The organism is Aquitalea sp., assembly GCF_030150775.1.
GTDB lineage: Bacteria > Pseudomonadota > Gammaproteobacteria > Burkholderiales > Chromobacteriaceae > Aquitalea > Aquitalea denitrificans.
Map to the genome: position 1 here is coordinate 1 of NZ_JASLFG010000049.1, position 12,769 is coordinate 12,769.

Below are 12,769 nucleotides of genomic sequence, written 5' to 3' on the forward strand. Positions count from 1 at the left end.
GGATGCGAGGTACCGGCGCCCACCTCCATGTCGAAGGGTTGCATGATGACGCACCCTTGCTCGTTCCAATAATTCTGGAGGGTAAGGATGATTTCCTGGAAGGTAAGCATAGACGTGGGGTAGCGAGTAAAAAGTCAAAGGTCGATTCTACCGCCTAGCGTCCCCGGCGCAAAGCAAGGCAGTGGCTGAAAGCTGCCGTGCGTTGTGCATTGCATGAAATCAGGCGGTGCATGTGCCGCCTGCATACCAGGGTGTTGATCAACCCAGGCTGAAGAGACGCGGGCATGAAAAAACCGGCTCACGCCGGTTTCGATAAACATCAGGCTGTGCCCTGGCTGCTTCAGTTCCAGTCCAGAATCACCTTGCCGCTCTGACCGGACAACATGGCGGCGAAGCCCTGCTCGAAATCATCCACCTTGAAGTGATGGGTGATGATGGGGCGGATATCCAGCCCGGACTGAATCAGCGCCACCATCTTGTACCAGGTTTCAAACATCTCGCGGCCATAGATGCCCTTGATTTCCAGACCCTTGAAGATGACCTGGTTCCAGTCGATGGCGGTATTGGCCGGCGGAATGCCCAGCAGCGCAATCTTGCCGCCATGGTTCATGGTTTCCAGCATCTGGCGGAAGGCCTGCGGGTTGCCGGACATTTCCAGGCCCACATCAAAGCCTTCACACATGTGCAGCTCGCTCATCACCTGTTTCAGGTCTTCACGCGCCACGTTCACCGCACGGCTGGCACCCATCTGGCGTGCCAGATCGAGGCGGTAGTCATTGACGTCGGTAATCACGATATGGCGTGCACCCACATGCTTGGCAATGGCCACCGCCATGATGCCGATGGGGCCGGCACCGGTGATCAGCACGTCCTCGCCCACCAGATTAAAGGACAGCGCGGTATGCACCGCATTGCCGAAGGGGTCGAAGATGGCAGCCAGATCATCGGAGATGTCGTCCGGAATCGGGAAGGCATTGAAGGCCGGAATCACCAGGTATTCGGCAAACGCGCCTTCGCGGTTCACGCCCACGCCCACGGTGTTGCGGCACAGGTGACGACGGCCGGCACGACAGTTGCGGCAATGGCCGCAGGTGATGTGGCCCTCGCCGGACACGCGCTGGCCGATTTCAAAACCACGCACTTCGGAGCCCATGGCCGCCACTACGCCCACGTATTCATGGCCGACGTGCATGGGAACCGGAATGGTCTTCTGCGCCCATTCGTCCCAGTTCCAGATATGGATGTCGGTGCCGCAGATGGCGGTTTTGCTGATCTTGATCAGCAGGTCGTTATGGCCGATTTCCGGTTGCGGCACATCATTCATCCACAGACCGGGAGCGGATTTCAGTTTGGAGAGTGCTTTCATTGCGTTTGCCTGCCTGTGCTACGCCCGCCAGGCTTGTGGCCAGCGGGCAGATATATGGAGGATCAGTCGATCACTTTCAGTTCACGGCCCACCTTGATGAAGGCGGCCACCGCACGCTGCACCTGCTCCACCGTGTGACCAGCAGACATCTGGGTGCGGATGCGCGCCTTGCCCTTGGGCACCACCGGGAAGGAGAAGCCGATCACGTACACGCCCTCCTGCAGCAGGCGGGCGGCCATTTCACCGGCCAGACGGGCATCGCCCAGCATTACCGGGATGATGGGATGCTGGCCCGGCACCAGGGTGAAACCGGCAGCGGACATCTCGTTGCGGAACAGTTCGGCATTGCGTTTGAGCTGGGCACGCAGGCACTGGCCTTCGGACTGGATCAGCTTGAGCACTTCCAGGCTGGCCGCGGCAATGGCCGGTGCCAGGCTATTGGAGAACAGATAGGGGCGCGAGCGCTGACGCAACAGGTCGATGATGGGTTTGCGGCCGGACACATAACCGCCGGAAGCCCCACCCAGCGCCTTGCCCAGCGTGCCTGTGTAGATGTCCACCTTGTCAGCCACGCCGCACAGCTCTGGCGTACCGGCACCGTTTTCACCGATGAAGCCGACGGCATGGGAGTCGTCCACCATCACGATGGCACCGTGACGGCCAGCCACTTCGCACAGGGTTTTCAGGTCGGCAATGATGCCGTCCATGGAGAACACGCCGTCGGTCACGATCAGCTTGAAGCGCGCACCGGCCGCCTCGGCGGCAATCAGCTGGGCTTCCAGATCGGCCATGTCGTTGTTCTTGTAACGGAAACGCTTGGCCTTGCACAGGCGCACGCCATCGATGATGGAGGCGTGGTTCAGCTCGTCGGAAATCACCGCGTCTTCTTCGCCCAGCAGGGTTTCGAATACCCCACCGTTGGCATCGAAACAGCTGGAATACAGAATGGTGTCGTCCGTGCCGAGGAAGCCGGAAATGGCTTGCTCCAGATCCTTGTGCACCTGCTGGGTACCACAGATGAAGCGCACCGAGGCGCAGCCATAACCGTACTCATCCAGCCCGCGCTTGGCGGCGTCGATCAGGCGGGCATCGTCGGCCAGACCCAGATAGTTGTTGGCACAGAAATTGAGTACATGGGCTCCACCGGACAGGGCAATATCGGCACGCTGCGGGGTGGCAATCACCCGTTCCGGCTTTTCAAAACCATCAGCGCGGATTTGGGCCAGCGTGGCTTCCAGGTGGGCAAGATAGGTATGGTTCATGGCAGGGATGTCCTTGTAGGCCAATCGTGAGGCGCCGGGACTGCAGTCGCAGCGGGATCACCGCGCGCCGGAAACTGTCATCCATTCTAGCCCAGCGTATCCGGCTTTATCAGTGACAGTTGTCAAGGATTTCACCGGCCAGCTGTCACCTTGCGGCAAGCCGCCTGGGAACAACTGTCATCATACCCCTGGCAGAAACGTTCACACGGGGGCATGGCAGGCCGGTGGCCTGCCACCACTCACAGGTCCAGCACCAGGCGGGAACCGCGGGCCCGCGATACACAGATCAGCAGGCTGTTTTGCGCCTGCTTTTCTTCTTCACTCAGGTATTGGTCGCGGTGCTCGGCCTCGCCCTCGACAATGCCTACTTCACAGGTGCCACACACGCCTTCGCGGCACAGGCAATCCACCGCCACAGCACCATCCGACTCGATGGCTTGCAGGATGGTTTGTTCTGCCGCCACCGGGATTTCGCGCCCGGAACGGGCCAGCACCACGGTAAATGCCTCCCCGCTTTGCGTACTGGCCGAAAACTGCTCCCAATGCAGATGCGCTGGCGGTATGCCCTGCTCTGCTCCGGCCTGCTGTACGGCCTCGATCAAGGACTGCGGCCCGCAGACATAGACATGGTCCGGCTCGGCCATGTGCTGCAGCAAGCCGGCGACATTGCACAGCTCGCCTTGGGCGGCATCATAAAAATGGCAGTGCATGCCGTAACGGGCCGCCAGTTCATCAACAAAGGCTGCCTGCTCGCGACTGCGAAAGGCATAGTGCAGTTCAAACGCTGCGCCGCTGGCCTGTAGCTCTTCCATCTGCGCCATGAACGGCGTGATGCCGATGCCACCGGCAATCAGAATCTGTCGCCCCGGCGTGGCATGCAGCGGGAATAAATTGTTGGGCGGCGATATCTGCAAGATGTCCCCCTCAGCCACATGTGCGTGCATGAAAGCCGAGCCACCACGGGAGGCATCCTCGCGCCGCACGGCAATCTGGTACTGCTGCAGCTGAAAAGGCGAGCCAAGCAGCGAATAGGCATTATGGATAAGACCGCTGGCGGTAGGCATTTGCACAATGATATGGCTGCCACCACTGAAGGATGGCAGCGGGCCGCCATCTGCCGCCTGCAGGGTAAAGCGTTTGATCAAGGGGCTGGCTTGTTCGATCCGCACCACGCGGACATTCATATTCGGGGACTGAAGGCTCATGTCGATTCATGCTCGGGGTTGACTGGAAAAGCCGGCGGCAGTGCTCAGCACGCCATGCACAGATATTTGGACTCAAGATAGTCATCAATGCCGTAGCGGGAGCCCTCACGCCCCAGGCCGGATTGCTTGATGCCGCCAAAGGGGGCCACCTCGTTGGACACCATGCCGGTATTGATGCCGACAATGCCGTATTCCAGTTGCCGCGCCACGCGCCACACCCTGGCGATATCCCGACTGTAGAAATAGGCGGCCAGGCCGTAAATGGTGGCATTAGCCAGTTGCACGACCTCTTCGTCACTGGCAAACGGCATCACCGGTGCCAGCGGCCCAAATATTTCTTCTTCAAGCAGTCGCATGCCTGGTTTCACATCGGCAATGACAGTGGGCGGAAAGTACTGCGGCCCGGCAGCCAGGCTGCACCCTCCGCTTAGCAAGCGGGCTCCGCCCTGTAGCGCATCGTCCAGCAGGGATTGCACCTTGCTGACGGCTCGGGCAGAAATCAATGGGCCGATCTCCGTTGCTTCGGCAAAACCATTCCCCACCCGCAATTCGGCGACGCGGGCGCAGAAGCGCTCCAGAAAGCTGGCATACACTGACTGGTGAACATAAAAGCGGTTGACGCAGACACAGGTCTGGCCGGCATTGCGGAATTTGGCCTGGATGGCCCCTTCCACCGCGGCATCCAGATCGGCATCGTCAAATACGATGAACGGCGCATTGCCACCCAGTTCCAGCGATACTTTCTTGATGGTGCTGGCGCACTGCCCCATCAGCAGCCGGCCTATCGGCGTGGAGCCGGTAAAACTGAGCTTGCGCACCAGTGGATGGGTACTGAGTTGCCAGCCGATGGCCTGGGCATCACCAGTAACGATATTGAACACACCCGGCGGAATACCGGCGCGGTCGGCCAGCTCCGCCAGCGCCAGCGCCGACAGCGGGGTTTCGTTGGCCGGTTTGATGACGATAGTACAACCGGCGGCCAAGGCTGGTGCCGCCTTGCGGGTAATCATGGCGGAGGGGAAATTCCATGGCGTGATGGCGGCACAGACGCCGATCGGCTCGCGCATCACCAGCAGTTCCTGCTCCTTGCGGGGCGAGGGAATCACGTCGCCGTACAGACGCTTGGCTTCCTCGGCGAACCATTCGACAAATGAAGCGGCGTAGCGGATTTCTCCCCGCGCCTCGGCCAGCGGCTTGCCCTGCTCCCAGGTCATCAGCCGGGCCAGATCATCCTCGTGCTGCTCCAGCAGGAAAAACCAGCGGCGCAATAACCGGGCGCGCTCTTTTGCGGTCAGGTCGCGCCAGGCCGGCAGGGCTGCATCGGCGGCCTGAATGGCGCGGATGGTTTCCTGCTCACCCATCAGCGGCACATGGGCAATGCGCTGACCGGTAGCCGGGTCGTGTACGGCGAAAGTGTCCGCCTGGTCGGCAGCGCACCACTGACCATTGATATAGGCGTGCTGCCGCAACAGCAGGGGGTCATTCAGTTTCATGCAGGACTCTCCAAGCGGAATAGCGGCAGCGCGGACGCGCTGCCGCGAAGGATGGACTTACTCGGCGTGCTGCTGCGCCACCAGATTGTGGAAATGCGCAATGCCGTGCTCACTGATGCCGCTGCGCTGGCGGTCGGTCATGATGCGGCCCTGGCCACGATAGCCACGCGATTTCAGCCCGCGCTGCACGCTTTCCACCAACCGCAGGTCTTCCGGCCGGAACACGGTGCGATACCACTCCACCAGTGCCTGTTGCTCAGCAGTCAGCTCCTTGTTGCGGAAGTAGATGTCGTAGTGCTGCAAGGTGGTCTCGGCATCCACCGGGTATTCATAGATAACCGTCATGAAGTCGGCACCCGGCGGTACATTGAACATGGTGCAGGGCCAGGCCCAGTAGCCGCTGAAGCTGGGGTCCTTGACCGAGGGGTCGATCTTGAAAGATTTCTCGGAGGAGCGGGCCAGGCCAAACTGCAGTGACCAATTGCCATGCAGGGTGTGCGTGTATTTGTCCACCTGCACCGAGTCGGCAAAACCCGGATGGGCGGGCGCACAGTGGTAGCACTCCATATAGTTGTCAACGATGATTTTCCAGTTGGCCGGCGTGGCGGTAACAAAGCGCTCCGCCAGATGCAGCTCGTCGATCACCGGACATGCCTTGCGCAAGCTGTCGGCCAGGCCGGGCAATTGCTGCTCCACCGGCTTGGCCGACAGATTCATGTTGATGAATACAAAGCCGGCATACTCCTCCACCTTGAGCGGCGACAAGGTAGCCTTGTCCGAATCAAAATCGACCACGTTTTCGCAATTACGGGCATGGCCCAGTTGACCGTCCAGTTTGAAAGTCCACGCGTGATAGGGACAGGTAATCACGTTCTTGGCCCTGCCACTGCCTTGCAGTAACTGGTGCCCCCGATGCGGACAGACATTGTAAAAACTGCGCAGTACACCATCCCGACCACGCACCACGATGATGTTTTCACCAGCAACCTCGCGGGTGATGTAGTCGTTGGATTCGGCCAGCTCACTGCCATGCGCCACGCAAATCCAGCTATGGGCGAAAATCTTCTCCTTCTCAAACTGATAGACCTTGTCCGAGGTGTAATACGCGGCGGGCAGGGTCCAGGCACGTTCGGGATCGGCACAGAAATCCGGGCTCAATTTGGTGTAGTCATTCATGGAGGTTCTCCTCTGCTTGGGGTCGTCACAGGGCTGCAAATGCCTGCCCTTTTCTTGTCCGGTCATGCCTGACGAATAAGCATGGCAAGCCGGGGGGAAGGTGGCGCAGCACCACATGGCATGCCGCTGCGCCACCAATGTCATGTCTGGTCAGCAAGCATGTGAGCAATGGCCGTGACCAGTGCGCGGTACATGCGGGCTGTCTCAGGCCCCTGCGGCCAGAAGCGCAGGCAACCATGCACCAGGCCACGGCCCAGATGGCACTCAGCCACAGCACCACTGGCCAGCAGGCGCTGGACATAGCGCAGGCCATCGTCACGAAGCGGGTCGTACTCCGCCACTGCTACAAAGGCTGGTGGCAAACCTTGCAGGTTGGCGGCTGCCAGCGGTGCCAGACGTGGATCGGCATGCATGGCCGGATCCGGCGCGTACTGCGCCAGGTAATAGGCCATGTCGTCGCGACTAAGCAGCGGGGCATCTGCATGTTCGCTTGCCGCAGGCTCTGTCGGTACGGCCGCCAGTGCGGGGTAGATCAGTGCCTGCCCACACAAGGGCGGTCCTTCCCGGCTACGCGTAGCCAGGCATAGCGCTGCAGCCAGATTGCCACCGGCACTGTCTCCTGCCACCACGACACGAGCAGTGTCGATACCCAGTTCCAGGCTATCCACGCGCAGCATGTCCCACACCGCCAGGCAATCTTCAAAAGCAGCCGGAAAGACATGTTCCGGAGCCAGACGGTAATCAACCACCAGCACGGCTGCGGCGCAGTTCTGCGCCAGTGGTGCTGCGATAACGGCATGTGAATCCAGACCGCCCAGCATCCAGCCACCACCATGCAAATACAGCACACAGGGCCAACCGGCTGGCGGCCTGGCAGCAGTTGGGCGGTACAAGCGCAGCGGGATATGTCGTCCGGCCACCGGCAGCATATGGTCCTCACGCTGCAGCCCATCCGGCAGTGCCGGGGTGAAGTAACGGCACTGGGCATCGTAGGCCGCACGCATCTCTGCCAGGCTGTCATCTGCAGGCTGGAACAAGGCGCTCTGGTTGACAAAAGACTGCATTTCCGCAGAAAGCTGATAAAAGCTCGCCATGGCCGAACTCATGAGCCGGACTGGTTGCTGGCCACAGCAGGGGGTGGCTGTTCGCCTATCTGATATGCCGGGACATCACCATAATCTTCACGCAACCACTTGAGCAGGCCATACACCATGACCAGCGTAATCAGCGCAAAGGGAATGGCCGTCACAATCACCGTGGTCTTCATGGTATTGAGTGGGGCTTTGGCAAAAATCATCGCCAGCGGTACCAGCGTCAGCATTACGCACCAGAACAAACGATCGACGGGTGACGGGTCTTCGCCTTCAGCCAGATTGCGGGTACAGGTGGCGGTTACCGCATAACCCACGGCATCCATATGGGCTGCCAGAAATATCGCCATCACTGCCAGGAAAAAAGCCATTACCCAACGACCAGCCGGCAATAAGTCCAGCAATTTGCCAATCGCCACCTCACCACCCTGCTCACTCAGCACTTGTGGCACATTGATCAGACCGCTGATGAAGCTGTGCACGCTATAGCTTTCCAGTACGCCATAGACGCACCAGATACCGGCACAGCCCCCTACTACCATAGCCAGCAGTACTTCGCGAATGGTGCGGCCACGCGATACCCGGGTCACAAACAACGCGACTCCCGGCGCATAGGAAATCCACCACAGCCAGTAGAACACCGTCCACTCCCGGGTGAACTTGCCATCGCCCATCGGATCGGTGAACAGACTCATGTCCACAAAGCTGCTCAGCATCAGTCCCAGACTGGACAGCGCATTACTGGTAATGAACTGGGTGGGACCGAATAAATAGATGTAGCAGGCCAGCACCACTACGCCCCAGCACACCAGTTGGCTCAGGCGCTTCATGCCGCCATCCATACCCACCCAGGACGACAGGGTAAACAGCACGGAGACCGCCAGAATAATGATCAGCTGCGTGGTGAAACTGTCGGGAATGCCAGTCAGGATTGACAGCAGTCGGGCAAAGGTTGTTGCGGTCAGTACCAGCGAGATGGTCAATGCCCCGAACATGCACAGCATGAACAGCAAATCCACCAGCCGCCCCAGGGCTCCGTCAGGCTTGCGGCCGGTGATGGCACCGATAATCGCCGCCAGACTCAGCCCTTTGTTTTTGCGTACGTGAAAGTGATAACACAGAGCCACCGCCCCCAGCGCATACATGGCCCAGGCGCTCAGGCCGGAATGAAAAAACGAGTAGGCCACACTGTATTTCAATGCCTGCGGCGAGGACGGCGGCAAATTCAGGCCTGGCGTCTGATAGTAATAGGCCCAGTCAAGAAAGCCCCAATACAGCGTGGACGAACCCAGCCCGGACATGATGAACATGAAAATCCATGTCGATGTTGAGTAGTCCGGCCCGCCCTCCCCCAGTCGGATCTGCCCGTACTTGCTCAGGCCCAGCCAGATGACAAACAGGACCGAACAAAAGGCAAACAAGAGGATGGGGGAGGCAAACACCGTGGTACACCAGTACATCAACCGGTCTGCAACCGCGATGGAAGCCTGCGGCATGAGGGTCATGACAAGCACCATCGCAAACACAATCACCAGGCTGACTACTGCCAGCGGAATATCCCGCCGGCCTTGCTTGTTGTTGTCCATGATTTCTCCTTTGTGCCGGCAAAAACACCGGTTTGTCTTTCTCATGCACGACGCCCGGCCCTTGCCTTGCGGCAAGGCGGTGCGTAATAACCGACCTTCGGATCTATGCCTGACCAAGCGTGCTGGCCACCGCATCGGCAATGGCCTGTCCCACCTGCGTCGTACTCGCCCGCCCTCCCAGGTCTGGTGTGCATGGCCCATGCAACAGGACGGCCTCAATTGCCTGCATGATCAGGTCATGCGCCTGGCGGCAAGGTCCCGTGCCGTTACCGAGGAAATCCAGCATCAAGGCCCCGGACCAGATCATGGCGATGGGGTTGGCAATATTTTTGCCGAAGATATCCGGTGCCGAGCCGTGTACCGGCTCAAACAGGGAGGGGAAACTGCGCTCGGGATTGAGATTGGCAGAGGCGGCCAGACCAATGGTGCCGGTACAGGCCGGCCCCAGATCGGACAGGATGTCGCCAAACAGATTGGACGCCACCACTACATCGAAACGGTCGGGCTGCAATACAAAACGGGCAGCCAGAATATCCACATGCTGCCGCTCCCATTGCACGTCCGGGTAGTGCTGTGCCACCACCGCCACACGCTCATCCCAATAAGGCATGCTCACGGCGATGCCATTGGATTTGGTGGCGGCAGTCAGCTTTTTGCGCGGCCGGCTTTGTGCCAGGGCAAAAGCATGGTGCAGGATGCGGTCCACCCCATGGCGGGTAAATATCGATTGCTGTAACACCAGCTCCCGCTCCGTTCCTTCGAACATGCGGCCACCAACAGCAGAGTACTCACCCTCGGTATTCTCGCGCACCACCAGGAAATCGATATCGCCCGGCTGGCGATTGGCCAGCGGACAGGGCACCCCAGGCAATAGGCGCACCGGTCGCAGATTGACGTATTGGTCAAACTCGCGGCGAAACTTCAGCAGTGAACCCCACAGTGATATGTGATCCGGTACTTGATCCGGCATGCCGACAGCACCGAAATAAATGGCATCAAAACCCTGCAAAATGGCAGACCAGTTGTCCGGCATCATCTTGCCGTGTTGCAGGTAGTAGTCACACGATGCCCAGTCAAACAGCGTCACGGACAGCTCAATGTCAAAACGCCGGGCAGCCGCATCCACTACACGCAAGCCTTCCGGCAGCACTTCCTTTCCAATGCCATCTCCCGCAATGGCAGCAATCCTGTAAGCCTGCATCTTGCTCTCCTCTGTTCTTTCGCCGTAATGACCTTGTACTGCGAGGCCTAGCATGGCGGAAAACAAAGCCCTGATAATCGGCAATTCCGTGCATACAGAAGACACGAAGCATGAAGGATCTGCTGCAGCTTGAAGATTTGCGTGTTTTTTGCCTGGTCGTCCGCAAGGGCGGATTTACCGCGGCTGCCGAAACCATGGCCGCTTCACCAGCCTATGTCAGCAAGCGCATCCGGGTACTTGAGCAATGTCTGGGCTGCCGACTGCTGGATCGCACCACCCGGCGCATTGCCATGACCGAACGCGGCGAACACATCTATACCTGGGCCGGCAAGATACTGCAGGATGTGGAACAGATGAGCGTGGAGATAGGGGCTGCACGGCAGCAGCCGCGCGGCATCATCCGCATCAGCAGCAGCTTCGGCTTTGGCCGGGTTCATCTGGCACCGGCACTGGGCGAACTGGCGCAGCATTATCCGGAACTGAGTATCCGCTTTGAGGTGGCAGACTGTCTGATCGACTTGGCTCAGGAGGGAATCGATCTGGACATCCGGGTGGGCAACGAGATTGCCCCGCAATTGCTGGCGCGCAAGCTGGCCAACAACCGGCGCATCCTGTGTGCTGCGCCAGCTTATCTGGCGCGTCATGGCACCCCAGAGCAACTCAGTGCACTAGGCAAGCATAATTGCCTGGTGATCAAGGAAAGGGATCACCCTTTCGGGGTGTGGCGTCTGAATGGTCCGCAGGGGGAATGCAGTATCCGGGTGCAGGGGGCGCTCGCAGCAAACCATGGAGAGGTAGTGCACCAGTGGGCCTTGCAGGGCCATGGCATCATGTTGCGCTCGCTATGGGATGTTGAGCGCGAGCTGAAACTAGGACTGCTGGTACAGGTACTACCTGACTATTACTTACCGGCGGATATCTGGGCAGTGTATCCGGAAAAACTGGCAAGTTCGGCCAAACTGCGGGTCTGTGTTGAATTCATCCAGCAGTATTTCCGGCGTGGCGGGCTGGCGTGATACCAGCCCGTACGCTACCAAAACGGATATCGTCCCTTATTTAGGCTTGCGCAAGCTGGCCGGGGTATGGCCGGCAGGGCTGTCGGCATCATCCTCGTCGTCGTCGTCCGCATAGGGCTGCGACTTTACCCCCGGCAGGTCAACCGGCGGCGGGGCCTTGGACAGTCTGGCCAGCGAGCCGATGGTGGACATTACCAGTGCCACGATGACAAACAGCCAGAACCAGGTGGAATGCAGAATATCCATCATCTACTCCTTCATTGATCAGCTACCGCCCCGCCACGGGCAGGCCGGTAGCAGCTAAGCGCTCAAGTGCGGCGCAATACGCGGGCCGCGTCCAGCGCAAAGTACGTCAGGATGCCATCAGCACCGGCACGCTTGAAAGCCATCAGGCTTTCCATCATGCACTTCTCCTCGTCCAGCCAGCCGTTCTGGAAGGCGGCCTTCAGCATGGCATACTCCCCGGACACTTGGTAAGCATAGGTCGGCACGCGGAAGGTGTCCTTCACGCGGCGGATCACATCCAGGTACGGCATGCCCGGCTTGATCATCACCATGTCGGCCCCTTCTTCCAGATCCATCGCCACTTCCTGGATGGCTTCATCCAGATTGGCCGGGTCCATCTGGTAGTTGTTCTTGTCCGCCTTGCCCAGATTGCTGGCCGAACCCACGGCATCACGGAAGGGGCCGTAGAAGGCAGAAGCATATTTGGCCGAGTAGGCCAGAATCTTGGTATGGATGAAGCCTGCTTCTTCAAATGCATCACGCAATGCACCGATACGCCCATCCATCATGTCGGAGGGGCCGAACACATCCACGCCGGCTTCGGCATGGCACAGGCCCTGACGGATCAATACTTCGGTAGTTTCATCATTCAGCACATAGCCGCTGTCATCGATCAGGCCGTCCTGGCCGTGCACGGTATACGGGTCCAGCGCACCGTCAGTCATCACCCCCAGCTCGGGAAAGCGCTGCTTGAGGGCACGAACAACCGTCGGCACCAGGCCATCCGGGTTGTAGGCTTCCTGCGCGGCATTGTCCTTGCCGGTTTCAATCACCGGAAACAGCGACAGCATGGGGATGCCCAGCTCCAGCGCCTGCTCGGCGGTATACAGCAGCTTGTCTAGGCTTTGGCGCACAACACCCGGCATGGAGGCGACTTCCTGCTCGCGATTCTCACCTTCCAGCACAAACACCGGATAGATCAGGTCATTGGTGGTCAATACGTTCTCGCGCATCAGACGACGGGAGAAATCATCCTTGCGCATGCGACGCATGCGGGTGGCCGGGAAATAGCGATTGGCAAAAATCATGGTGTTTCCATCACAGGGGACAATGGCAATGGCGGGAATTGTACGCCTGTTGGCCCTGAC

Annotated in this window: 12 protein-coding genes; 1 reads left to right on the top strand and 11 read right to left on the bottom strand. The window is 59.5% G+C overall.

Annotated features, from left to right (window positions below):
* The 9 genes from QVF59_RS16470 to QVF59_RS16510 all read right to left on the bottom strand — a co-directional run.
* Positions 1-110, bottom strand: a 110-nt coding sequence (locus QVF59_RS16470) for a glycine--tRNA ligase subunit alpha (protein ID WP_287881460.1), incomplete at its 3' end; no start/stop codon positions are given.
* A 230-nt stretch (positions 111-340) separates the two neighbouring features.
* Positions 341-1,366: an L-threonine 3-dehydrogenase gene (tdh, locus tag QVF59_RS16475; RefSeq protein WP_287881332.1), complete on the bottom strand. Its 1,026-nt coding sequence runs from the start codon at positions 1,364-1,366 to the stop codon at positions 341-343.
* Positions 1,367-1,428: 62 nt separating this feature from the next.
* Positions 1,429-2,628, bottom strand: coding sequence for a glycine C-acetyltransferase (locus QVF59_RS16480; RefSeq protein WP_287881333.1), 1,200 nt, complete (start codon positions 2,626-2,628; stop codon positions 1,429-1,431).
* 239 nt (positions 2,629-2,867) lie between these two features.
* Positions 2,868-3,833 (bottom strand): PDR/VanB family oxidoreductase, encoded by a 966-nt coding sequence (locus tag QVF59_RS16485; protein WP_287881334.1) that lies wholly within the window; start codon positions 3,831-3,833, stop codon positions 2,868-2,870.
* 44 nt (positions 3,834-3,877) lie between these two features.
* Positions 3,878-5,326: an NAD-dependent succinate-semialdehyde dehydrogenase gene (locus QVF59_RS16490; protein ID WP_287881335.1), complete on the bottom strand. Its 1,449-nt coding sequence runs from the start codon at positions 5,324-5,326 to the stop codon at positions 3,878-3,880.
* A gap of 57 nt (positions 5,327-5,383) precedes the next feature.
* Complete coding sequence (locus QVF59_RS16495; RefSeq protein WP_159875192.1) at positions 5,384-6,502, bottom strand: aromatic ring-hydroxylating oxygenase subunit alpha; 1,119 nt, start codon at positions 6,500-6,502, stop codon at positions 5,384-5,386.
* Positions 6,503-6,642: 140 nt separating this feature from the next.
* Positions 6,643-7,596, bottom strand: coding sequence for an alpha/beta hydrolase (locus tag QVF59_RS16500; protein ID WP_287881336.1), 954 nt, complete (start codon positions 7,594-7,596; stop codon positions 6,643-6,645).
* Positions 7,597-7,604: 8 nt separating this feature from the next.
* On the bottom strand, positions 7,605-9,179 hold the full coding sequence (locus tag QVF59_RS16505; RefSeq protein ID WP_287881337.1) for a BCCT family transporter: 1,575 nt from the start codon (positions 9,177-9,179) through the stop codon (positions 7,605-7,607).
* 103 nt (positions 9,180-9,282) lie between these two features.
* Complete coding sequence (locus QVF59_RS16510; RefSeq protein ID WP_287881338.1) at positions 9,283-10,380, bottom strand: tartrate dehydrogenase; 1,098 nt, start codon at positions 10,378-10,380, stop codon at positions 9,283-9,285.
* Between the two features lie 110 nt (positions 10,381-10,490).
* Between QVF59_RS16510 and QVF59_RS16515 the strand changes: the two genes are divergently transcribed.
* On the top strand, positions 10,491-11,396 hold the full coding sequence (locus tag QVF59_RS16515) for a LysR substrate-binding domain-containing protein (protein WP_287881339.1): 906 nt from the start codon (positions 10,491-10,493) through the stop codon (positions 11,394-11,396).
* Between the two features lie 36 nt (positions 11,397-11,432).
* Here the strand turns inward: QVF59_RS16515 and QVF59_RS16520 are convergent, their stop codons facing one another.
* Positions 11,433-11,642 carry a hypothetical protein gene (locus QVF59_RS16520; RefSeq protein ID WP_287881340.1) on the bottom strand — a complete coding sequence of 70 codons (210 nt, stop codon included), beginning with the start codon at positions 11,640-11,642 and terminating at the stop codon, positions 11,433-11,435.
* A gap of 62 nt (positions 11,643-11,704) precedes the next feature.
* Positions 11,705-12,709: a porphobilinogen synthase gene (gene hemB / locus QVF59_RS16525; RefSeq protein WP_159875187.1), complete on the bottom strand. Its 1,005-nt coding sequence runs from the start codon at positions 12,707-12,709 to the stop codon at positions 11,705-11,707.
* Positions 12,710-12,769: the final 60 nt, after the last annotated feature.